Source organism: Erysipelothrix aquatica (assembly GCF_009828825.1).
In the GTDB taxonomy this organism is placed as follows: domain Bacteria; phylum Bacillota_I; class Bacilli_A; order Erysipelotrichales; family Erysipelotrichaceae; genus Erysipelothrix; species Erysipelothrix aquatica_A.
Genome location: NZ_WTTA01000005.1, coordinates 79674 through 104226, shown reverse-complemented (window position 1 = coordinate 104226; position 24553 = coordinate 79674). Strand labels below are relative to the sequence as shown.

The following is a 24553-nucleotide window of genomic DNA, read 5'->3' as shown; positions in this document are numbered from 1 at the left end:
GTGCGTATGCACTCCTTTTATATAAAAAGAACCGCGTAACTGCGGTTCTTTTCTTAATTTATTAATGATCCAATAACTCCTACATACAGTAGGATAATAAAGATAAGAATAATGATAAGGCTCTTTTTACGAGCACTACGCGGATCTTTTTCGACATCAAAGCGAAAGATTGTAGAAATACCTTTTACTAGAGTGTTAATGATTGCTTCCATTAGTTTATCTGTCCTAAAACAACATCTAATTGACGTCGATATTCGTCAAGCTTCGCTTGTTCGGCTTCAACTTTTGCAGCAGGTGCTTTAGCGATAAAGTTCTGGTTCGCAAGCATTTTTTCACCACGTGAAATCTCCGCTTCAAGTCGTTGTTTCTCAGCATTTAGTTTTACTAACAATGCTTCCTGATCTACTAATTCATCTTGTAATAAAATAATTGATCCACCTTGAATTGGTTGTTTAACGGGATTCTCGGTAATCGTTCCGATGGTAACCCGTGCCATACTCTCAAGCATCGCTTTTAAAATAGCATCAAATTCGTAATCATTATCTTTGTTGTTCAATAGTTGTGCCGTGAGTGGTTTTGAAGGCTTAACATCGTATTGAACACGGAGTTCACGAATTGCAGAGATTGCATCAATCATGAATGTGACTTGTTCTAATCCATCTGTGTCAATTTCCATCATTAAAGGCCATGTCTCGAGATTGATTGATTCCAAGCTGCCAGGCATCGATTGGTAAATCTCTTCCGTTACAAACGGCATGAATGGATGAAGGACTTTCACGATATTCTTCAACATATGAGCAAGTGTTGCTTTCGTTGCATAGACAACTGTTTCGTCCTCACTTTGAAGTCCTGATTTGCTGAGTTCGATATACCAACTACAGAAATCATCCCATACAAAACGTTGTAAGGTATTTCCTACGAGAGCATACTCGTATTTGTCCATATTACGATTTACTTCATCGAGTGTACGGTTAAATTGATGAATAATGTGACGATCAACCATTGAAAGTGTTGCTTTCTCTATATCATATACTTGATCACTGGTATGCATGTTGACGAAGCGTGAGGCATTCCAAATTTTGTTGATGAAATTCCATGAAGCTTCTACTTTCTCTGGCACATAACGCATGTCTTGCCCCGGTGTCGAGTTTGTCGTTAAGAAGTAACGTAGCGCATCAACACCAAATTCTTGGATGACATCCATTGGATCAACACCGTTTCCTAATGACTTACTCATTTTATGACCGTGTTCATCTCGGATTAATCCATGCATTAGGACGTCTTTAAATGGCTTGGATCCTGTAAAGTAACGACCTTGGAATGCCATTCTCGCAACCCAGAAGAAGATGATATCATAACCTGTTACTAATAAGTCCGTTGGATAGTATCGTTCAAGATCTGGTGTTTGTTCTGGCCATCCAAGTGTTGAGAAAGGCCATAGTGCTGATGAAAACCAGGTATCTAAAACATCAGGATCTTGTGTCCAATTTTCGATATCCTCAGGGGCTGTTTCTCCTACGTAGACTTCTTGCGTTTCGTTATGAAACCATGCGGGAATACGATGTCCCCACCATAACTGACGTGAAATTGTCCAGTCTTCAATATTTTCAAGCCATTGGTTAAAGGTATGGTTAAAGCGTTCTGGGTAAAATTTAATTGGATCTGTTTCTTGGAACTTTAAAACTTCTTGAGCAAGTGGCTGCATTTTAACAAACCATTGATCGGATAAATACGGCTCTACAATAACACCAGTACGTTCCGAGTGTCCGACCGAATGTATATGTTTTTCAATACTGATTAACTTTCCGTTTTCCTTAATGTAAGCTACTAGCTGTTTTCGTGCTTCAAAACGGTCTAATCCTGCAAATTGATGTGCAAGTTCATTCATGGTGCCATCTGGATTCATACAAATTGGCATTTCTAAATGATGGCGTTTTCCAATTTCATAATCGTTTGGATCGTGTGCCGGAGTACATTTCATAACACCTGTACCAAACTCAATATCGATATAGTCATCCGCAATAATGGGTAAGACTTCACCATTTGCAGGATTTATCGCATGTTTCCCAATTAGATGCTGATAGCGGGCATCATCTGGATGTACAACGATACAAACATCACCGAACATCGTTTCAGGGCGTGTTGTTGAAACGGCAAGTTTTTCGCCCGTCTCTTCAACCGTATATTCAAAAGTAAAGAAATTTCCTTCAATTTCTTTGTGCTCTACTTCAATATTTGATAGCGCCGTTTGGGCTTGAACGTCCCAGTTTATGATGCGATATCCGCGATAAATCAAACCATCGTTGTAAAGATCAACAAAGACTTTATTAACCGCTTTGTTCAGGCCTTCATCTAGGGTGAAACGCTCCCGCGAATAATCAACCGAAATTCCAAGTTTCTCCCATTGAGCACGAATGTGTGAAGCATATTCTTCTTTCCATTCCCATGATTTATTGAGAAACCCTTCGCGACCTAAATCATATCGCGAAATTCCTTGCTCACGGAGACGTTCGTCAACTTTTGCTTGAGTTGCGATTCCCGCATGATCCATCCCCGGAAGGTACAACGCATCTTTACCTAAGAGTCGTTGGTAACGAATTGCAATGTCTTGCAAGGTATTATCCCATGCATGACCTAAGTGTAGTTTCCCAGTAACGTTTGGAGGTGGAATGACAAGGGAATATGGCTTTTTACTGATATCTCCAGCTGTAAAATAACCTTTGTCTACCCATTCTTGGTATTTATCTTTTTCAATATCTAAGTGATTGTATTTTTGTGCAAGCTCTTTACGCATCTTACATCCTCTTCTTTCTTTTCTGTTTTATTTGAACTCTTCATCAAGCATCGCATAGTAGATGATATCACTGTAGTGATCATCAATCTTAACCAATCGTCTACGGACGCCTTCATATGTAAATCCTTGTTTTTTGATAATATTTCGAGATCCAATATTCTCTGCATTATGGCGAATTTCCATCCGTCGAACACCGAAATCCTCAAATGCAAACTTTAAGACTGCACGGCATGCTTCAGTCATGATACCTTGACCCCAATACGCTTGGTTTAGAACATATCCCATTTCATACGTGTTGTCACCATCAACCCTCCAAAAATCGCAAGTTCCAATCATTTGATGTGTCATTTTATCGACAATTGCGAATGCTTCAGGTGAGCCGTTATCGGGACGTTTCATAAAGATATTTGCAATCGCCCATTGCGCATCCTCGACCGATGAGTGTGTCGGAAATGACAGGTAGCGTGTAACCTCAGGATTTGAAGTATAAGCAAACATATCAGATGCATCATCCATAGTTACAGCTCTTAATATTAGTCGGTTGGTTTCGAGTGTTGGAATTCTTAACTTGTTCATCATAGACTCCTTTTCTAAACACAAAAAAACATCATCCAAAGGACGATGTGTTAGTCGTGGTACCACCTTAATTTACTTGTTTTCAACAAGCCTCAATGTGTTAACGCCACCAACGGATTTACTTACTTAAGTTCAGTATCTCATCTCACATACGACTTTCCCGTTTCCAACGATTGTCTTTCACCACACGACAACTCTCTAAACGTTTTTACACAGTACTCCTTATGCTCATTGATCTTTTTATATTTTAACATAGTCTTTTGCGATTAGCAATTTTTCAAAGTTCTTATTTTAAAAGTTAGCTAGCTTTTTCCGCTACTAAATTACTGACGTACGGAATCACGCCATTTTGGGCGCCCGTACAGTAGCTTTGTTTTTTTCAAGAAATTGTAATGATACTTCAATTTCTCTTTGTTAGTTCTGTAACTGTTCGTATGTCTTTTAAAGCATCGTTTTACGTTCTGAAATAGACTCAGCACCTTCAAGATCCATTTGAATATATTGCTTCATATCCTTCACTGACCGGGAGTAGTTTCCTGAGGGTATGCTTCTATTATAGATGATTCACCAAAACCATCATGGAGATCTCTATGACAAATTTGAAAAGCAATGATACAAAAATGATTTATCTAATTCGCCACGGGCAAACACTCTTCAACCTACAAAAGAAAATACTAAGATTCTGCGACTCTCAACTCACTGTGCGTGGCATTCAACAGGCACAAGCCGCTCATGAACAGATTAATTCACTAAACATTGTTTCTGACGACGCTTATTGTTCTACTTCGGAGCGGGCAGTTAACACACTCAGAATCTTAACTGACATGTCCTATACACATTCAAAAAACCTAAGTGACTGGAATTTTGGGCGTCTAGAGGGGAAGGTGAACATCTCAATCCACCGATTCCCTATCAAGATTTTTTTAGTGCAATTTGATGGCGAGTGTGAAACCGACTTTCAAAATCGCTTCAGTCTTGAAATAACGCAATGCTTAGCTAACTCGAAAGGGAATCATACAGCTCAGTACGCCGACAAAATCGAATTCCCAACTGTGCGATTTTCAATTATTTATATGTAAATCAGACATTTATACTCCAAGAAATAATTGAACATGACATTTAAAATCCGGGCATTTGAGGTGTTCTAAAGGCATCTTTCATTCTTTCCCTTCTGAGCATTGTTTGTGGTCCATGAATGCGATATAATTGATGACGTATAAGAACTTACGGAAGGTGATATCATGAAAAAATTTAAATATATGATTCAGCGTATTACAAAAATGAATCATAAAGCTATGTATGAAACAGCTAAGGAAGTTCATAAGCGAACGGGCAAGAACACCTTTGTAATTTTGATCGATATCATTAAAACCGGATTAAAATATCAAGCTGGATATGTAGATTATTTGGATTTCGAATTATACAACGTTCCCGAATCAAAACGTGGCACCTTCGTGACTCGAGGTGTCAATAATGCCTATGTCGCAAAATTTAACAGTCAAGAAAAATGGGATACACTCGATAATAAAGTTGAGTTTCTCAAATATTTTGATGGGTATCATAATCGTGCATGGCTCGATCTGAATACGACCAGCTTTGAAGATTTTGAACATTTCTTCAAGACAAACCCACGAATTGTCGCAAAACCAGTAGATGGGATTGGTGGTAAAGGTATCGCATTCTTTGATTTTGACGGTACCAATGCAAAAGCCGTATATGACTCGATGCGTGCGAATAACCAAACACTCGCGGAGGCGTATATCATTCAAGATGAACGGATGGGTATTTTACATCCTGCATCAGTAAATACTGTACGGATTGTTACATTGCAAAAGAATGGTCATATCCGAATCCCCTTTGCATGTGTTCGTTGCGGAAATGGAAAAAGTGTTGATAATTTAAACAGTGGTGGATTTGCAGCGCGCATCAATTTAGAGACTGGTGTCGTTGAAACTGACGGGGTTGGTAAATTCAATAAAATCGCTGCCGTTCATCCGTTAACTGGTATCACATTCAAAGGATTTGAAGTCCCTGAGTTTGAGGCAATGATTGAACTTGCTAAAAAAGCTGCCCTTCACATTCCTGAATTAGGAATGGTCGGATGGGATGTTGCTTTGACTAAAGATGGACCAATGCTTATCGAAGGGAATCAGTTCCCAGGACACGATATTTATCAGTCACCAGGATTCCTAGGTGAAGCACAAATAGGAGTCAAACCACTCTTTGACCGTCTCATTGCTGAACTGGATAATACACAAAATACCGAGAAATAGTGATAGAACACTATTTCTTTTTTTTGACTCATTTACGAGACCTTTTAACACCTCTAAATCATAAGAATAGCTACTATTCAAGCCGTATTACACGTTTACGCACCATGTTGTTTATCTTGACACATGAGCCTAAAACCGATAACATAGTAAGGACAGGAAGGTATTCGTATGAAAAAATTATGGTGGCGTATAAAGTACTACTTTAAACGTCTGAAACAAATGGATCGTCAGGGATTCAAAGACGCAATTAACTATGCTCATGAAAAGAGCGGAAAAAGTAAGTTTGTAATTCTCGTTGATATGATGTGGTGTTCATTCCGATACACTGCGGGCTATGTTGATTACAATGAGTTTGAATTTTATCTTTTAAACGGTAAAGAACGTAAAACTTATATTACATTAGGACATTCTGACAAAGTTGTTAAATACTACAACGATCGAGAGTATGTTGGACTTTTTGATGATAAATCTCAATTTGATGTATTATTTGCGAAATTCATTAGCCGTAAACACATCGATTTAGAAGAAGTTGATGTTGATGCATTTAAAGCATTCGTCGTTGAACATGGCAAAGTTATGGCTAAACGTAAAAACGATTATGTTGGACGTGGTATCGATAAGATTGACTACAACGAAACTCCAGACATCGATTTTGAAAAGCTATACAATGATTTAAAAGCAAATCGCCAATATCTTATTGAAGAATTCTTTACGCAACATCCAAAGATGTCGGAGCTATCACCAACATCTGTTAATACAATGCGTATTATTACATTTTTAGATAACACTCAAACACCTCGAGTGCTTATTACAGCATTAAAATCAGGTTTAGGTGGTCACGTTGATAATATTGGTCAAGGTGGTATGTACACAATCTTAGATGAAAAAGGGACTGTTATTTACCCATTCATCGACAAGCATGGAAACCAACATACAAACCATCCACTTACAGGTGAAAACCTTATGGGATTCCAAATTCCAAACTTCGAGAATGTCGTTGCTCAAGTAAAAGAAGCGTGCCTCGTCATTCCTCAAGTACGTTATATCGGTTGGGATGTTGCTGTCTCACAAGACGGTAATGCAGAGCTTATCGAAGGAAACAGTTCTTCAGGACCATTCCAAGTTATTCCATCATTATCAAAAGATCGTGTTGGAATTCGCCCCGTTTATGAAAAATATATGACAGACATCAAGTTCTAATTCTAAAGCTATCCCCTATACGGATAGCTTTTTTGTCATAAAAAAACCTGCTTTCGCAGGTTTTAGAGAACACTTCGCATATATTCAATAATTGGTTCACGAGTATCATGGTTCAGACTTGAAAACTCAAGTACTTTTACATCAGGATATTCTTTGTTGACAGCACGTCGCTCATTCGCAATTTTATTGCGTGATAACTTATCGGTCTTCGTTAGAACGATAGCATGCTCAATGCCATTGTAACGTGCGAAATCAAGCATCATGATGTCATCTTTACCAACGCCACGGCGGACATCAATCAAGATAAGCATCATTGCTGGATGACGTTGTTGGAAGTAACTATCCATGAGCACACCATACTGAATTTGCTCTTCTTTAGAACGGTTCGCAAACCCATATCCGGGAACATCAGTCAACAATAACTCATCATTAATATGATAAAAGTTAATAAGACGGGTCTTACCAGGACGCTGTCCTACGTATGCAAGACGCTTACGGTTTGTAAATGCATTAATAAGGGATGACTTCCCAACGTTAGATTTACCAACCATTACAATTTCCTTCTGTGTCGTTTCCGGAAACTGCGATGCAGATGCACATGAAATAATCAGATGTGCATCTTGCGTATTCCAATTAATCACTAAACAAGTGCCTCTTTGATGACTTGGTCAATGGTTTCAACCGGAATGAACTTAACATTTTCTTTAACGACATCCGGAACATCAACTAAGTCTTTTTCATTCATTTTTGGAATCACAATTCGAGTAATACCAACGCGGTGTGCAGCTAATGACTTCTCTTTTAAACCACCAATTGGTAGAACATTTCCACGCAGTGTAATTTCACCTGTCATAGCTATATCTGAGGCAACCTTACGGTTGGTGAGTGCAGAAATAAGCGCTGTGGTGAAAGTAACTCCAGCAGATGGTCCATCTTTCGGAACAGCACCTTCAGGAACGTGAACTTGAATGTCATGTTTTTCAAAGAAATCAGGCGCTATCTTTAACTCTTTGGCATGTGATTTCACATATCCAAAGGCAATTTCTGCTGATTCTTTCATAACATCGCCTAACTGTCCTGTGACGATAAGGCGTCCTTTCCCGTCAAATGAAGTTACTTCGATTGGAAGCACATCTCCGCCAAATTGTGTAAATGCAAGACCTGTGACGACACCCACTTGATCTTTCTTTTCTTTTTGTCCATACTCAAAGATAATTTGACCTAACCACTCAGAGATTAAATCTTTAGTGATTGTGACTGACTCTTTTTCATCTTTAAGAATTGCTAATACTGTCTTACGTGCAAGCGATGAAATGGTACGCTCTAGTTGACGAACTCCTGCTTCACGTGTGTAGTGACGAATTAAATAACGAAGAGATGCATCGCTAATTTTGAACTGCGATTTTTTCAATCCATTACGTTTAAGTTGTTTCGGAATTAAGTGTGCTTTCGCAATGCTTAATTTCTCTTCTTCAGTATAAGAACTAAGGTTAATAATTTCCAAACGGTCACGAAGTGCTTCTGGAATATCACCAAGATAGTTTGCTGTTGCAACGAACATAACTTGTGATAAATCATACGGTTCTTCTAAGTAGTTGTCAGAGAACAATTTATTTTGCTCTGGGTCCAATACCTCAAGCATTGCACTTGTTGGGTCACCCTTGTAATCGGATGCCATTTTATCAATTTCATCAAGTAAGAATACAGGGTTTACAACACCTGCTTTTTTCATCCCTTGAATAATTCTTCCTGGCATAGAACCAAGATATGTACGACGGTGTCCACGAATTTCCGCTTCATCACGTACACCACCCAGTGAAGCCTTCACAAACTCACGACCTAGTGAATCTGATATAGACTTCGCCAACGAAGTTTTACCAACTCCTGGAGGCCCAACAAGCGCGAGAATAGGAGCTTCGAGGTTCCCTGTCATTTGTTTAACAGCCAAGTACTCCATAATACGGTCTTTAACTTTATCCAATCCAAAATGATCTTCATCCAGTTTTTTACGAACATCATTGAGGTCTTGAATATCCGTAGTTTGTTGCCACCAAGGTGTCTTTAACAACCAATCTAGATAGGTTCGAACCACACCTGATTCACCCGATGCTTGTGGAAGCATTTCATAACGGCGAATTTCTTCAAGTGCTTTTTCACGTATATGATCTGGATAAGGATTGTTTTCTAGAAGTTCACGGAATTCGTCACTGTCTTCTCCAACATCCGTAGCATCTCCTAATTCTTCACGAATAGCACGCATTTTTTCACGTAAGTAGTACTCACGTTGATTTTCTTCAACACGATCTTTAACTTTTTCATTAATTGTCGTTTCAATAGTTGCTAGCGTTTGTTCACGTTGAATTTCTTCAATGATCATTAAAAGACGCTCATTAACATCGAGTTCTTCAAGTAATGCTTGTTTACGCTCAACTTGCAATGGGAAGTACTGTGCAAATTGATCACTCAATTGTGAAGCTGACACTCCCAAAGTAAGTTGATTAATTAATTCTGTTGGAATCGTAATGTTTGCGGCGGATACTTTTTCGATTTCTGATGTAATACGACGAATAAGCGCAATTTCTTCATTTTCTGAACCGATTATATCCTCTAGGAGTTCAACAGTACCAAAGAGCATTTTTCCATCATCTACGAGTTCACTGATACGTACACGTTGCAATCCCGAGAATGTAACACGTAAGAATCCTTGTTTACGTTTAACAGATTTAATATGGACTAAAGATCCATATTGAAACAATTCATCTTTCTTAGGATCGTCAATGAGAATGTCTTTTTGACTTACGAGAATGACGTGTCCGTTGAAGAATTTTTCTGCTTCGTCAATCGCATTTATACTTTTATGACGACCTACTTCAATCATTATTTCCTGTTCAGGAAATACGATTACCCCGCGTGTTGCCACGACAGGGACATTCATAATTTTATTTTCTTGTTTTTCGCTCATAGCAATCCCTCCTTTTAGGATAAAAAAGACGCTAAGCGTCTTTTAATTAAGCACGAGTTTCTTTAACTAACTCGATTGCCTTACGAAGTAAAATGTCGTATGTTACAGCATCGATTGAGACAAGTTCTTTAACTTGTTCGAGTTCGATTCCGTATGCTTCTGAGATCGCAGCAAATTCTTTTTCTACTTCCTCATCATCAACTTTTAATCCTTCAACTTCAGCAATTTTTTCGAGTGTTAAGCGTGTGCGAACGCGTTTTTCTGCATCTTCACCCATTTGTGATTTAACATCTTCTTCTGTTTGACCTAAGATTTGTGAGTACAATTCAAAGTTCATTCCTTGTTGCGCAAGACGTTGTTGGAATTCATTGAACATTTGGTTCAATTCTTCTGTAATCATTGCTTCTGGTACATTGATTTTTGCATTATCAGCAACTGTTTGAACTAAAACGTCATTGACACGGTCTTCTTCTGCGTGTTGACGATTGTGCTCTAAGTTGTGTTTGATTGATGCTTTCAATGCTTCTAAAGTTTTAACTTCTTCATCATCTAACAATTCAACGAACGCATCGTTAAGTTCTGGTAATTGTTTTGATTTAATTTCGTGTAGTTTCACTTTGAAAACAACAGGTTGTCCTTTTAAATCTTCAACATGGTAGTTTTCTGGGAATGTGATATTTAGATCTTTCTCTTCTCCAGCTGCCATACCGATCAGTGCTTCTTCAAATCCTGGGATAAATGAGTTTGAACCAATTTCTAATGTATAGTTTTCACCTTTTCCGCCTTCGAATGCAACGTCTTCTTTAAATCCTTCAAAGTCAATAACAGTTGTATCTCCTGATTCAACAGTTCCTTCTTCTTTAAGAACTAATTCTGCTTGTTCTTCTTGTAATTTTGCAAGTTCAGCTTCAACATCTTCGTCTGAGACTGTGATATCTTGTGCTTCTACTTTAATCCCTTTATACTCACCCAATTCAACTTCTGGTTTTACCGTTACATTGAAAAGTAATGTGAGTGAATCAGCTGTCATTTCTTTAACATCTAATTCTGGTGTTGCGACTGGTTCTAACTTATGTTCAACCATTCCTGCAACAAACGCGTCATTTGCAATTAAGTTCATTGCTTCCATCATGACTGAGCTGTCACTAATTTGTTTGCGTGCAAGTTCTTTAGGAGCTTGTCCTTTACGGAAGCCTTGAACCTCAACGTCTTTAGTTAATTTATCAACTGCTTTATCTTGTGCTTTTTTCCAAGCATTTTGTTCAACTTCAACAGTTAATAATCCTGTTGAGTTTTCGTTTAGTTTCCATGTAGATTTCATGTGTTCCTCCTAGTACGTAACTATTATAACATACCTTTTAGCACAGTCAAGCTATGAGTGCTAAAAGTTTTAAATCATTGATTGAGATAGCGATTTACAGTGTCCAAGATTGATTGTGCATCAATATTTTTGGCTTCTTCTGGAAATGCCTCTAAAACTTTTTGGTCCAACTCATCAATGCAAAGCATGAGTAGGCTCGGATTTACAGATTCTAGCATATCACGAAGTGATGCTACAGTTTGTAAATATGCTTCAGTGCCAATTGGATTTTCAAGTTTTCGAATTTCAAGTGTGTACATTTTATGGTTCAAACGTACATCAATTGAAACATCAATATTTTGCTCCATCAAATAAAAGACTAACTGCTTTTTAAGCCAATCATCAATCAGTTTATCGCGCATAATATCCTCAAGATCATTCAAGACAGCACGTAGATTCATACGTTCGAGTGATATGAGTGCTTTTTGTTTCAGAGCATCATTCCCTTTCAACGCATCAAAAACCTCTTCCATTGACTCGAAGTAACGCGCTTTCGGGTTTCTATCGATTCGTAAGTTATCCCGTAAATCACGAAATACTTGGTCATACGGCTGAGGTATAAATGGCATTGAAAGTTCTTGGTCTAAAAGTGTCAATGCTTCTGCATGATTTTCATCAGCAATACATTGTCGAATCACTTCTAAACATGATTCATAGTAGTTATTCATACGTATCCTTTCATACCGTTTCATTTTATCATAAGTTGCGTTATTTTGACATATCAATAGGTTTTTTCTTCACCTCTGAAATTTATTTTCAATCAAAGTGTATTTTATGAGATTTTATACCAAATTGTATTGACTTACAATTAGTTCAATGTTTTAATATAGGTGCATGCATGTGTAGTATATAACTAATAATGAATGTCTCTTCTCTATTAACAAAACTACACTTACACCAAGCGATCCAAGTTCGCTTGGTTTTTTTATGAGAAAAGCAGGACCTTCCGATCCTGCTTTTGTATTTCTTAGTAACCAAATAATTGCACCCAATACCACTCGCCATTGCTTGCCTTAAAGACAGCAACACTTCCCATTGGGAATTCTGAAAGAATGTTCTTTCGATGTGTCGGCGAATTCATCAGTGCATCCATCGCCACATTCACTTTGTAGGCCTTTGTAGCGAGATTTTCAGCATAGATAACATCTGGGTTAAGACTATCCCATGCAGACCCATCAGGTCTTCTGTGGTCAAAGACTGCCGAGATCTCTTGTGCTCTAATTTTTGCATAATCATAAAGTTGATTCGACCACCGTAGGCGACTTAATCCGTTTTGTTCACGAATATCATTCATCGCATCAAACATCGATCGAGCGAGTCCATCATCGTAATTTCCTTGAGGTACTGCTACTTCTTGAGTTGCTGGTTGCTGGCCACTTGAATTTGATTCACGTGACCCTGCACTAACTTTAGTCCCAACAACAATGACTTCATCAATTGGTGCAGTCACTGTATTTTCTGAAACTAATGTTGTTGCTACGAACACATCCCCTTCATATTCATCGTTATATGTGCTTTCAAGCATTCCTTCAACACCTTCCACACTTACATACGAATCTTTTTCTTCACGCGTATCGTCATACACATACTGTGTATCAAACGCGATAGGTGTATTCTTTACACGACTCTTATATGTTTGGACTTTTTCTATTTTTTTGTCATCCGTTTGTGTGCCATTTCCAATTGCCGCATTTATGCTGCCCGAATGGGGGGTGGATACAGGAATTATATTTGGTTGGGATCCCTGTATGTTTGGAGATGTATTTTTCGACACCGAGCCTGCTAATATTGCTTCAGTTACCATCACGCCCACGATGAGCGTAATTATTAACATGCTTCGTTTCTTCACGTTCTACCTCTTCTGTCCAAACATTGAATCGGTATAAGTTTACAATATCATAATTTATCTTAAAAAACAGTTTATTGCTTAAAAAAAGAGGTGCTTTTCACCTCTTTAAATCTATTTTCACGCCTTGAATGAGATTTTCAATATCAATACGATTGACCATGACTGCATCACCGTAGACAGTATGTGCTAAAACACCACTCGCTACGCCGTACGTTACGATATCCTCTGGTGCCATGCCTTCAAGTATACCGGTAAGTGCCCCCACTGCAAATCCATCACCGCCGCCAATACGATCTATTATTGTAAGTGGATATCGATCGGATACATTGTACGCATCAGTGCTCACAATAAATCCTTGAATGGATTGCTCAAAGCGTTCTGTTCCTAAAACATATTCAAGCGCATAATGTTTCTGAAAGACTTGCATCAACGTTGCTGTATCGCCGTCAATGCCGAGTAATTTAACAACGTCTTTAGGACCCGCAAAAACAATGTCTGCACGCTTGAGCATTGCTTCATACATTTCTTTATATAAATGCATGCGATCATCTTGCCACAAGGATGGTCTGAAATTACTATCAAAAACAACCGGAACATGATGGTCTTTGGCAATATCCATCAATGTTAATGCAATGTTATATGTGTTTTCGTTAATAAGCGAAATACCACAAATATGTAACATATCCGCATTCGCTACCACAGACTCCCAGTATTCGAGTTGGTAGTTCGTTTTCGCAAACGAACTTTCAGTACGGTTCAAATATGTTACTTGGGAACTTCGCGCACCTGCACCAAACTCAATGACGTATGACCCTAAATGATTCCCTGAAAAGCTAATATGGCTATCTTTAATACCTAATCGTCGTAGATGCGATGCAGCAGCATATCCGACATTATTGTCAGGTAATGCAGTTAATAGGGTTGTTTCAAACCCAAGGCCGTAAAGGCCCGCTAAGACATTAACACCCGTCCCTGTAAACATAAAATCAAACGTCTGTGCTTGTTGAAGTGTTGTATACATTGGGGGTGCTAATCGCATCATGACTTCGCCAAACGCGACTATTTTCTTTTTCATTGGGTTAGTTTTTTCATTATGGTGTAGAGTGTCGCAACATCTTCAGGTCGGGTTGCTCCAGTTTCTGGATCAATGATTGATGAATAAACATGAGGAATTACGCGTTTAACACCTGCATCAAGTGCCGTCTTCACGACAATTTCAAAATTTTCTAAATCCAATCCACCTGTTGGTTCCAACATGAAATCATATTCTGCACATGCTTCACAGACTGCTTTGTATTCTTCAAAAGTTGACAATCCATTCATTGGAAAGAATTTTATGGATGATGCTCCCATTTCTTGCATCATGCGAATTGCCGTACGAATTGGAACGAGTGCCACAGCTTCTTCACGACTCTTAATACCTGTAGACACATTTACATATCCTACTTTTCCGGATGGTGATACGAGACTGTTAACGATTGTTTGATCTTGACCCAGAAGTCCGCGTGTGTATCCTGTTGCTGTAAACATCTGATTAATATGTTGAGGTTGAATAATCTCGGAGATTTGAGCAACCATTTTCCATTGTCCTGGATCACCAGCTCCCAATCCTACAGATATTGCATTATCGGTAGCATTTTGATAGCGTTTCATGTCTTCAACAGCAGCTTCAACTGTTGGATAATTTTTGGACAATACACCAACTAATACATGCCCTTCTGCAGCCTCTACGAGCGCTTGAGCATTTTCTACTGAATTGGTTAAGACATTCAGTGCCAGTCTGTCGTTTAAATATTTCACATTTAATGTCATTATTTTAATCCTCCATAAAGTGTTTCTATTGCCTGCGCAATTTCTTCCAATTCCGTTTCACTTACATCACGAAGATCCACCTCGATTATACCTTCATTTTTTCGATAATCACGAGTATATATTTTGGGATCATTTTCTTGTAACGCTTTCGTAATCTGCATTGCATCTTTGGCATGTGTAAATGTAATTGATGCACGATAGATTGGGCGACCTGCGCCATCTTGAACACTTATAGCACGTACACCATCAAGTGCATTCATCCGAGCCAAAAGTGGTGCCATGAATGCTTCTTGCACCGCTTTTGTTGCTGGTTGACTCTTTTTGAAGTGAAGTAGCGCAGCCATCAGTCCAAAAATCGATTCTTTACCAACTTTCATGACTCGACCAATACCTTGCCCTTGCAGTTTTAGCAAGTCAATAAACGTTGCTTTCCCAACAACAACCCCTGAAGTAGGTCCTTCTAGCGCTTTGGTTCCTGAATAGATTACAGCATCTGCTCCTTGGTTTAAATAAAGATTTAAATCGCTTTCTGCTGCAGCATCCACGATTACGGGTACTTTATACTTTTTCCCAAGTTCGACGACTTCTTCAAGTTCTAGCATTCCCTTTTGTACTGCATGGTGTGATTTCACATAAAGCAGGGCGGCTGTATTTTCCGTGATTTTTGTTTCAAAATGTGCTTTTGAGCATGCATTTGCGAATCCCGCTTCAATGATGGTACCACCACCCATTCGGATTGGTACCTCGATAGATGTTCCGTAATCTACAATATGCCCTTTCGCAATCACAATGTCTCGCTTCGTAACGTTAGGTGCATAGGGATTAAGTATTACATCCAAGTTATCCTGGGCTATTGCCGCCGCAACGGTCTGCGCAATGCCAGAAGATGCGGAACTCACAATCCATGCCGCCTCGACGTTATAATTCGTTTCAATCCATTGGCGTGATTTCATCATCAAATCAGACATTACATAAAAATTTTGTGAGCCGTCGCACATTGCTTCTGTTACTGCTTCTGATAATTTTGAGCCACCTAAAATGGTCATTTTACCAGATGCGTTAATCACTCGAGTTAACGATAGTTCGTTTTGGATTTCACTCATAATTCAATATACTCTCCTTTAATCACTACAGCCTCTACTTGAATTCCACGTTTTAAAGTTCGCGTCACATCGTGAGAATCAACCAAGGTCTGATGGATTACTTGTTCCTTAAAAACTGTAAGATCTGCATAATTACCAACCGCAAGGGTACCTAGTTTGGGAAGGCTCATAATCTCTGCCGGTCTTACTGTTACCATCTCAATGACACGTTCAAGAGAATAACCAACACTCAATAATTTATTCATTGTATGCGCCAAGCTATAAACGGGCCCTTCGACACGGTTATGATGGTAAATATCACTGCTAATCGTATCGCACAACAAACATTCTTTGAATGCTTGTTGCGCAATATCAAAACTAAAGCTTTCACGGCCATGACCAATATCAAAAATAACACCACGGTGATGTGCATCCCATACTTCTTGGCGAACTTTCCCAAGATGATTTAAAATCCCGTTCTCTTTACCGTTAAAGATGTGAGTCACGATATCCCCTGTATCTAACCGTGTCAAAATATCTACAAGAAGTGGCGGATTTGAACCAATATGAACCATTAAAGGTTTCTGAAATTGAGTCTGAATGGATTTTGCGATTTCCAATGGAACAATCCCATTATCCCCAATTACAGATGCACTCATGCGTACTTTAAACCCAATGACAAAATCAGGATATTTCGTGATTGCTTGATCTATCATTTGGATGTCGATGTTATTCAAGTCGGCGAGTTCATTTTGAGTTTTAATACCTTGTTTCGCAATATTTATCATTGCATAGACTCGTGTTTTTTTTAATCGTGTATCGGCATAGAATGTTCCAATATCAAGGGCACCAGTAGTTCCTGCATCAATCACTGTTGTAACGCCTGTTTTATAACCAATCTCATCTGGATCATCATAATACAAATCCATTCGCTCGTAGCAATGTGTGTGCATATCAATCCAACCTGCGGAAATATAGTTTCCGACGAGATCAATGATTGATGAATACGCACTTTCGTTGGTGGGATTAATTGCAATGATTAATCCATCTTCAACACCAATGCTAATTGCTTCACCATTCACGAGTTTTCCATTTTTATAGAGTCGCACTATTTCACCCCTTTATAACATTATAATGATATCACATTATAGGATGTTTGAGGTACCATTTATCAAAACAATTTTTCCGTTTGTTTGTTTCCGGTCAATTTTTTCATGTGCATCCCGGATAGCCGCAACCGACATTGGAACAATTTCGCCAATGATTGGGTGAAGACTTCCATCATCAAGTCTCGCTACGAGAGCTTCCAGTACCTCCGCCGATGATTTATTACTAAAGAATCGAACTTTATCTGAATCGACAACTTTTCCTATTATCGTGACTATACTCCCAGTCTCATTCAACACATCCATACTTTTGATCTGCGTATCATTTCCAATCGTATCAAACACTAAATCAATGTTAGATACTACCGCCTCGAATTGTGTTGTATGATAATCAATTACCACATCCGCTCCAAGTTCTAACAAGCGGTCATGATTTTTGGTGGATGCAGTTGTGATTACAAATGCACCTGCCTGGTGTGCAAGTTGAATCGCAATACTTCCAACACCACCCATACCGCCATGGATAAGGACACGTTGTCCTTGCTTTAAATTACCCTGGATAAATAGCCCCTGATAGGCAGTAGCTGCAGCTGTTGGTAATGTCGCTGCAGTTTCATAGTCAATGCTATCGGGTAGTTTAACTAAGCGATTTTGGGGTACCACTGTAAATTCACTGTAGGTTCCTTGATCTTTAGGTGCAGGATCACCTACAACACGATCCCCAATTTTAAATTTGGAAACCGCCGAACCGACCGCGATCACATCCCCTGCCACATCACGACCCAGAATTTTAGGAAAATGTTTATTTGGAAAACCTGGCATCAATCCTGCCCGGATTTTGGTATCAACCGGATTTACTGATACTGCCTTCACTGCTATTAATACTTGGTCAGATCCAACTTGTGGAATCTCTAGTTCAATTTCATGCAGTGTATCAACACCGCCGAATGTATCGATTGCGATTGCTTTCATAGTTTCACCTCTAGTATTATTTTAGCACATAGATTGAATCTGTCATCATTCGTACTTCAGACACTTACTTTTTATCAAGATTAAAGTTTGGGGTCATCATAATCGCAAGAACATGGGTTTATACCATAGAATAAAGCAATTATGTACGATACTACTGGTTTTCACAGGATTCCTGCACTGAGGAAATTCTAGAGCAGAATAGTATATCATATTGAATTTCAAATTTCATTTTTCCTCATGTTCACGAATCATCGCATCGTACCACCCAATACATCATAAAAAAAACACCAAAGGTGCGTTTACTTAACTTATTGGCGTCATCGGAGGGATGCTAAAAATAGAGATTTAAGGTGATGTTTAAGAGTGTAAAACGCAATTAAACAGTGTATTTTAGTTAATTGTTATTTTCGATATATTTACTTGTAGGGGTTTTCTACATAAGGGTACAAAAAAACCCACTATTAAGTGGGTGTAATTTCAATTGGCGTCCTCGGAGGGATTTGAACCCCCGACCACACGCTTAGAAGGCGCGTGCTCTATCCACTGAGCTACGAAGACACTGCGACTATTATAATAACAAATAGTACAGCCATTTACAACGCCTTTTATAAATCTTTCGAAAATAATTTTTCAGCGAAGATTATGTCATTTTCTATCGTAATTCTGGCATAACTTGGATCACTTCCATCTCGATTATAATAGAGCGATCCTGGGTTAATTACGGTTACGCCATCAATCGTTCTGAAATCAAATTTATGGGTGTGCCCATAGCAAGCAATTTCACAGTCTTGGGCTTTTGCACGTGCGACTAAAGTCTCAATTGCTTTGCCATACGGAAGCGTATGACTGTGTGTAATGTAGATACGTTTTCCGCCAAGCGTCACTATCATGTATTCTGGGAATTTGAAGTAATAGTCGTTGTTACCCGTAACGACAGTAAAATTCTTTAAATCACGGGGATCCATCTCACTGTCGCCACAATGGATAAATCCTTCCGCATTGGGGTGCTTTTCCAAAATTTGTTGGAGTACCTTTGCATTGCCATGATTATCACTTACAACGATAAACTCTTTCATACGCCTTCTACCTCGATGTCTTCTAAAAATAACGCTTTGATTTGATCTCGCATAATAGCGGGATTTCCACTCGTTACAACGCGAATGGATCCAACCTGATTGCTTTCATAATGTTTTAAAACCTTATAGATTGGTTCTCTTGAATCTACAATTTCACCATCAAAGAAGCGTTCAAATGTATCTAATATCAAAGGGTAGTGTGTACAACCTAGAATTAGCGTTGTTGCCGCTTGAATAGGCTCAAGTGCTTTTTGAAGATACTCTGATGGATCTTCCATATTTTCAATATAGTTCACAAGGTCGCCCAATGGCAGACTCACAACATTATAGATACCACGAGCATGTAAAGATTTGGCATATGCCTTGGATCGATGTGTTGCCAATGTTGATACGACCGCCACTGTGTCGTTGGTACTTGACATTTGCGACGTCGTGAGATCAATAATCCCCATAATATTTAAAGCAGGATAGACTTCCGAGATTGCTGATATCGCAATTGAAGATACAGTATTACATGCAATCACGACATCAGTAATTCCTTGAGCCTCAAACCAAGCCATTGCATGAATTGTATGGTCGATAATTGCTTGATTACTCTGGTTGCCATATGGCGCATTTTTTTGATCCGCATAGAGCACGAGATTTAACGATGGTAGATGGGTTTTTAAATATTGAAAGACGCTGTATCCACCCAACCCAGAATCAAAAAGTCCTATTTTCTTATTATTTCTCATCATTATGTTCCGTCCAATCTATATGAATTATATCATAGAGTTCGCGTGCAACATCTTCTGGAATAATCGTTTCTAATGCTTCGATGCTTGCGCCGCGAATTCCACGAAGCGATCCAAATGTCTTAAAGAGTTGTTTCTGTCGTACCGGTCCTAAGCCCGGAACCTCGTCTAAAATTGATTTGGTCATCGCTTTTTTACGTAAATTTCGATGGTAACCAATAACGTAACGGTGGACCTCATCTTGCATATGCGTCATTAATGCATACAAGGATGATGTTTTATCGACATTGAGAATCTCACCACTTGCATTTAGTAGCGCATGAGTGCGGTGACGATCATCTTTTACAAGTCCTGCAACGGTTATGTTTAAGTCTAACATTTCCATAATTTCGAGTGCAGCATTGACTTGCGGCTTCCCACCATCTACTAAAATTAAATCTGGAAAGACGCCGTCTTCTTTCAGAATTCTAAAATAACGACGGTATAGAACTTCTTTCATCGATGCTACATCATCATTGCCTTGATGTAGACGGTATCGACGATACAACGATTTGTTCGGTTCCCCATCATCAAAGACAACACATGCCGAAACTGCGAAGGTTCCGGAAATATGCGAGTTATCAAAAACCTCAATCCGATGAATTGTCTCAGAAAAGGATAGTAATTGTGATAAGTGCAAGAGTGCTTCTTCTTTGAAATTTTGACGATTTTTGAGGAGTTGAAATTGATCATTCAATTGTTGTTGTGCATTTTTTTCAGCGATATCCATTAATGCTCGCTTTTTCCCACGCTGAGCATGCAAAACTTCGGTTTGAATCATCGCCTGAATCGAATCTTTATCTAGCAATTCTGGTACATATACGAATTTAGGAGTGGGTTGGTTTTGGTAGAACTGTGCGATGAATGATGTCAGTGCATCTTCTGGTTCTTCGAGGCTTGCTTCAACCGCCATGGTTCGTTCAAGCAAACGACCTGCACGAACAAACAATCCGGTAATCGCAATGTATCCTTGGTAATATGCATAGTTGAACACATCAAAGTTTTCAGTGCGGCTAAATTGGACTTGTTGGCGGTCTCCAACATATTCGATTGCCTGAAGCTTTTCTTTATAGCGTTGCGCCAACTCAAAATTCATATCTTGACTGGCTTCAAGCATCTTCGCTTCTAGAGCGTCAATGAACGATTTCGAATTACCATTAAGGATGCTGATAACGTTTTGTCGCCACAACGATAACTCTTCTTTCGAGTATTTTTTTTCAGTCCGGTTAAAGCTGTTGTAGATTGCTTGTGTATTAGGAAGTAAATCATCCCCTGTTGGAATAGAATCATTCAGAACACTTGCCATAGCTCGAGCAGCAGTAGCATCTGGATATGGACCAAAGTAGGTGTAATTCGGTGAATGTTTTTTATCACGAGATACAATAACTTCCGGTTTTCCAGTTCGACTCACCTTGAGGTAAGGATATGATTTATCGTCCATAAATAGGATATTAAAGCGCGGCCGGTGTTCTTTAATGAGGTTAATCTCGAGAATCAACGATTCCTTCTCAGTTGACGTTATAATTGTGTCAAAATCTCGCACTTGACTCACCATCTTGGTTGTCTTGTGATCATGCGCACCATGAAAATAGGAACTTACACGGTTCTTAAGTTTCTTCGCTTTACCAACGTAGATAATTTCTCCGTTTTTATCTTTCATAAGATAACAACCAGGCTCTGTTGGAAGTAATGCTAGTTTTTCTTCAATTGTATGTTTCATGACTGTTTTAGTTTAACGACAGTAGCTCCCGAGCCACCTTCCCCAATACTTCCAAGTTCGAATGAACCGACATGTTTATTTTTTCGAAGTCTATCGTGAACAGCGTTACGAAGTTGTCCTGTTCCATGCCCATGTACTATGCGGAATTGAACAACATTGTTCACAAGGGCATCATCAATAAATTTATCTACCATTGGAATTGCTTCCGCAACACGTTTACCGATAATATTTAGCTCTGTATTGAATGATGAACGGGCACTGATAGAATGTGATTTCCGTTGTTTTGATTTCACTTTTGGCGCTGGTCCAGCAATCTTCGTCAATTTTGATAAATCTACCTTAACTTTTAAGCCTGAGATTGATACGTGTGCCGTATTCTTTTCAATACTTTCTACCACACCAACCTGACTGGTTGATTTAAGTTTGACCCGATCACCAATCGCAATATCATCTACTACAATTTCACGTTGCATTGATGCAATCTTTTTGACGGCTTGCTTCCTAAAATCAGGACGGCTTGATTGATTAATCACATCAAGTTGTTTCTGAGCTTCTGAAAGCATCTCTTCGAGATAGGATTCATTTTCTTCAACTAATTTTTCTTTTTCTTTTTCAAATGATCGCTGCATTGCTTCACGATCTAACAGAAGCTGCGCCTTTTCTTTTTCTAGTTCATTTTCTTTCTCATTTAGTTCAACGATTTTTTGTTCTTGCTCTTGAATTTTCGCCTCTAGAATTTCCATCATATGTTCTGTTTCATATTGACTTGCTTCTTTATATTCCTGAGCTTGGTTGATAATCGCTTCGTTTAAGCCAAGTCGTTTAGCAATTGCAAACGCATTCGATTCGCCCATGATGTTTTCACGGTAACGATACGTTGGCATCAAATTTTGAAGGTCAAACTCGACGCTCGCAATAAGAATATCCTCAAATTGTGTACCATATTGTTTTAATCTTGAGAAGTGCGTTGTTGCGACAACCCAGCATCCAACATCTCTGAAATGATCAAGAATCGCCATTGAAAGACTCTCTCCTTCGAGAGGATCTGTTTGTGAACCGAGCTCGTCAAGCAGTACTATCGAATTGCGTGTTGCGTCTTCACTAACCGTTGTCATCGTTTGCATATGTGCTGAAAACGACGATAACGACTTCTCAATAGATTGTTGATCCCCAATATCCACAAAAATTTTGTCAACTAACATAACTTCTGCTTCTTCAGCGCACACAGGGAAGCCCGCTAAGGTCATCATAATACTCAGGCCTATTGTTTTGAGCGACACCGATTTACCACCAGTGTTCGGTCCTGAAATGAGTATCATTCGGTGAGGGGGAAGCATTTTATATGTATTTGAAACGACTGTTTTAGGATCAATTAGTGGATGACGTGCGTTCTTTAACTTCAAAGAATCTTTGGTCAATGTTGCGACGACCGCGTCATTTTTATGGCCCCATTCTGCTTTCGCAAAGAGCGCGTCAAGAATTCCGGCAGTATCAACATCAGCCTCTAATTGTAGGGCTTCCCCAGCAATTAAACCCGATGTTTCGCGACAAATACGCTCAATTTCGTCGGCTTCTTGATGATGCAAGCCTTGAAGTTCATTTTGCATGCGAGATAAAAACGCGGGCTCAAAATATACAGACTGTCCACTTGCGGATTCACCATATATTGTTCCATCGAGTTTGTTTTTCTCGGATGGCTTGATTAAGAATGTTTTACGACCATGTTGTAATGAAACAACCGCTTCGCTCAACATGGAACGATTTTTCGTCAAGAACTCTTGCGTTTGTTTATCAATATTTCCTTCAAGTTGTGTAATACTTTTTCGAATCGAAGAAAGTGTTGTGCTTGCTCGATCAAGAACATTCCCTTGTTCTCCAAATGCATGATTGATATGGTCAAGCACTTTTTCGTTCACAACTAAACTTTCAAACAAGTCATCTAAAGCAGGATAACTGCCTTCAACTTTCTCGTATTGATTTTTTAATCGTTGAATCCCTTGCATAAAACGACCAACATCGATGATTTCATCAATTGCGAGTGTTCCACCTTTGGCTGCGAACCCTAGTGCAAAATTAACATCGGTAATACCCCCAAAAGACAATGATCCGTTGGTTATAACTAGTTGCAGTGCATCTTTTGCACGTGCTAAATCTCGACGAACGATTAAAGCAGAAAAAGAAGGCTCACTTTGTAGCACCTTCTCTTTCCCTAGTGAGAACGATGCGTAAAATGATACTCGTTCTAGTACTTTATCGAACTCGAGACGAGACGATATATTATTCATATTTATTTAAAAACTCCTTAATTTCTTGATCTGTAAAATTATTATCGGTTAGCCATTTTACCATTGCCTGTTCTTGTTCATCGGGTAGTTTTTGTTCCATGATAATCGACTGAATTGCATCATTTCGAACGATAAAGTCATCGACAAATACAAGTACAGGCTGTCCGACTTCATTGACTTGTTTTAACCACGTATTATTGACGACATCTTGGCCATTGATAATTAATGGTGTTGAGAGTAGTAAAATCGCAATCATTAATTTAACTCCGAACATCACGACAGCAAACACACCGCCAATTGCTGAATTAACCTGTTTAATTAATGGCATTTTGGATATGAATGAAGCAAGTGGTGTTACGAGTAACAAGAGGATACGTATCACTACAAATAGTACTACGAACCAAATCAGGCGGTTAACTTGATTGCCTACGAATTGATTGATGGTAACGAGTCCGTTACCATCTAACTTGACGAATGTGATGACCTTGGAAAATGCAGGAGAAAGAAGCCATGCTGCAAAAAGCGCAACAAACGTTCCTACTACGTCTACGATTTGCAAGAGCATTCCCCGCTTGTAGCCTCTATATAGGTCAATGAGAAACCATATGATAATCACACCGTTTAAGTAGATCATCCAATCTGATGGAAATGTAATCATTGTATCACTCCTTTGTTTAATCATAATCTAAAAATATTTGTGATTCAACTTCAAA

At 38.9% G+C, this 24553-nt stretch carries 21 protein-coding genes, 1 tRNA gene and 1 other annotated feature; of the genes, 3 read left to right on the top strand and 19 right to left on the bottom strand.

Going from position 1 to position 24553, the window contains the following annotated elements; all coding sequences use genetic code 11:
* Positions 1 to 53: 53 nt before the first annotated feature.
* Genes GVV22_RS09965 through GVV22_RS09955 form a run of 3 tightly spaced genes read right to left on the bottom strand, consistent with a single transcriptional unit; the run spans position 54 to position 3370 of the window.
* On the bottom strand, positions 54 to 212 hold the full coding sequence (locus GVV22_RS09965; protein WP_159649913.1) for a hypothetical protein: 159 nt from the start codon (positions 210 to 212) through the stop codon (positions 54 to 56).
* Positions 212 to 2794, bottom strand: coding sequence for a valine--tRNA ligase (locus tag GVV22_RS09960; RefSeq protein WP_159649912.1), 2583 nt, complete (start codon positions 2792 to 2794; stop codon positions 212 to 214). Before GVV22_RS09960 ends, GVV22_RS09965 begins: the two co-directional genes overlap by 1 nt.
* Positions 2795 to 2821: 27 nt before the next feature.
* Positions 2822 to 3370, bottom strand: coding sequence for a GNAT family N-acetyltransferase (locus GVV22_RS09955; RefSeq protein ID WP_159649911.1), 549 nt, complete (start codon positions 3368 to 3370; stop codon positions 2822 to 2824).
* Positions 3371 to 3405: 35 nt separating this feature from the next.
* Positions 3406 to 3611: a binding site (T-box leader), on the bottom strand.
* Between the two features lie 349 nt (positions 3612 to 3960).
* Here GVV22_RS09955 and GVV22_RS09950 point away from each other — a divergent pair.
* The 3 genes from GVV22_RS09950 (at position 3961) to GVV22_RS09940 (ending at position 6843) form a co-directional block, all read left to right on the top strand.
* The gene (locus GVV22_RS09950; protein ID WP_159649910.1) at positions 3961 to 4449 is read left to right on the top strand and encodes a histidine phosphatase family protein; all 489 of its coding nucleotides are present in this window, start codon (positions 3961 to 3963) and stop codon (positions 4447 to 4449) included.
* 162 nt (positions 4450 to 4611) lie between these two features.
* Complete coding sequence (locus GVV22_RS09945) at positions 4612 to 5643, top strand: sugar-transfer associated ATP-grasp domain-containing protein (RefSeq protein ID WP_159649909.1); 1032 nt, start codon at positions 4612 to 4614, stop codon at positions 5641 to 5643.
* A 168-nt stretch (positions 5644 to 5811) separates the two neighbouring features.
* Positions 5812 to 6843, top strand: a complete 1032-nt coding sequence (locus GVV22_RS09940; protein ID WP_159649908.1) for a sugar-transfer associated ATP-grasp domain-containing protein — start codon at positions 5812 to 5814, stop codon at positions 6841 to 6843.
* 62 nt (positions 6844 to 6905) lie between these two features.
* Here GVV22_RS09940 and yihA read toward each other — a convergent pair whose 3' ends face one another.
* From yihA to GVV22_RS09860, 16 genes are all read right to left on the bottom strand, one after another.
* Positions 6906 to 7484: a ribosome biogenesis GTP-binding protein YihA/YsxC gene (yihA, locus tag GVV22_RS09935; protein WP_236261950.1), complete on the bottom strand. Its 579-nt coding sequence runs from the start codon at positions 7482 to 7484 to the stop codon at positions 6906 to 6908.
* Positions 7484 to 9805 carry an endopeptidase La gene (lon, locus tag GVV22_RS09930; protein WP_159649907.1) on the bottom strand — a complete coding sequence of 774 codons (2322 nt, stop codon included), beginning with the start codon at positions 9803 to 9805 and terminating at the stop codon, positions 7484 to 7486. Before lon ends, yihA begins: the two co-directional genes overlap by 1 nt.
* Before the next feature lie 46 nt (positions 9806 to 9851).
* Positions 9852 to 11126, bottom strand: a complete 1275-nt coding sequence (gene tig / locus GVV22_RS09925) for a trigger factor (protein WP_159649906.1) — start codon at positions 11124 to 11126, stop codon at positions 9852 to 9854.
* Between the two features lie 74 nt (positions 11127 to 11200).
* Positions 11201 to 11833 (bottom strand): DUF3196 family protein, encoded by a 633-nt coding sequence (locus tag GVV22_RS09920; protein ID WP_159649905.1) that lies wholly within the window; start codon positions 11831 to 11833, stop codon positions 11201 to 11203.
* Positions 11834 to 12132: 299 nt separating this feature from the next.
* A complete protein-coding gene (locus tag GVV22_RS09915) occupies positions 12133 to 13014 on the bottom strand; it encodes a G5 domain-containing protein (RefSeq protein ID WP_159649904.1) in 882 nt (293 codons plus the stop codon).
* 97 nt (positions 13015 to 13111) lie between these two features.
* Positions 13112 to 14089, bottom strand: coding sequence for a sugar kinase (locus tag GVV22_RS09910; protein WP_159649903.1), 978 nt, complete (start codon positions 14087 to 14089; stop codon positions 13112 to 13114).
* Positions 14086 to 14826 (bottom strand): 2-dehydro-3-deoxy-phosphogluconate aldolase, encoded by a 741-nt coding sequence (gene dagF / locus GVV22_RS09905; RefSeq protein ID WP_159649902.1) that lies wholly within the window; start codon positions 14824 to 14826, stop codon positions 14086 to 14088. The genes GVV22_RS09910 and dagF overlap by 4 nt, the downstream gene beginning before the upstream one ends.
* A complete protein-coding gene (locus GVV22_RS09900) occupies positions 14826 to 15929 on the bottom strand; it encodes a DgaE family pyridoxal phosphate-dependent ammonia lyase (RefSeq protein ID WP_159649901.1) in 1104 nt (367 codons plus the stop codon). Before GVV22_RS09900 ends, dagF begins: the two co-directional genes overlap by 1 nt.
* Positions 15926 to 17017, bottom strand: a complete 1092-nt coding sequence (locus GVV22_RS09895; RefSeq protein ID WP_201290718.1) for an amidohydrolase/deacetylase family metallohydrolase — start codon at positions 17015 to 17017, stop codon at positions 15926 to 15928. Before GVV22_RS09895 ends, GVV22_RS09900 begins: the two co-directional genes overlap by 4 nt.
* Before the next feature lie 36 nt (positions 17018 to 17053).
* The gene (locus tag GVV22_RS09890) at positions 17054 to 17986 is read right to left on the bottom strand and encodes an NADP-dependent oxidoreductase (protein ID WP_159649900.1); all 933 of its coding nucleotides are present in this window, start codon (positions 17984 to 17986) and stop codon (positions 17054 to 17056) included.
* 482 nt (positions 17987 to 18468) lie between these two features.
* Positions 18469 to 18544, bottom strand: a tRNA-Arg gene (locus GVV22_RS09885).
* 47 nt (positions 18545 to 18591) lie between these two features.
* A complete protein-coding gene (locus tag GVV22_RS09880) occupies positions 18592 to 19062 on the bottom strand; it encodes a metallophosphoesterase family protein (RefSeq protein WP_159649899.1) in 471 nt (156 codons plus the stop codon).
* Positions 19059 to 19799, bottom strand: a complete 741-nt coding sequence (locus GVV22_RS09875) for a glutamate racemase (protein WP_159649898.1) — start codon at positions 19797 to 19799, stop codon at positions 19059 to 19061. Before GVV22_RS09875 ends, GVV22_RS09880 begins: the two co-directional genes overlap by 4 nt.
* A complete protein-coding gene (gene uvrC / locus GVV22_RS09870; protein ID WP_159649897.1) occupies positions 19786 to 21555 on the bottom strand; it encodes an excinuclease ABC subunit UvrC in 1770 nt (589 codons plus the stop codon). Before uvrC ends, GVV22_RS09875 begins: the two co-directional genes overlap by 14 nt.
* The gene (locus GVV22_RS09865; protein ID WP_159649896.1) at positions 21552 to 23840 is read right to left on the bottom strand and encodes an endonuclease MutS2; all 2289 of its coding nucleotides are present in this window, start codon (positions 23838 to 23840) and stop codon (positions 21552 to 21554) included. The genes uvrC and GVV22_RS09865 overlap by 4 nt, the downstream gene beginning before the upstream one ends.
* A complete protein-coding gene (locus GVV22_RS09860; protein ID WP_159649895.1) occupies positions 23833 to 24498 on the bottom strand; it encodes a CvpA family protein in 666 nt (221 codons plus the stop codon). The genes GVV22_RS09865 and GVV22_RS09860 overlap by 8 nt, the downstream gene beginning before the upstream one ends.
* Positions 24499 to 24553: the final 55 nt, after the last annotated feature.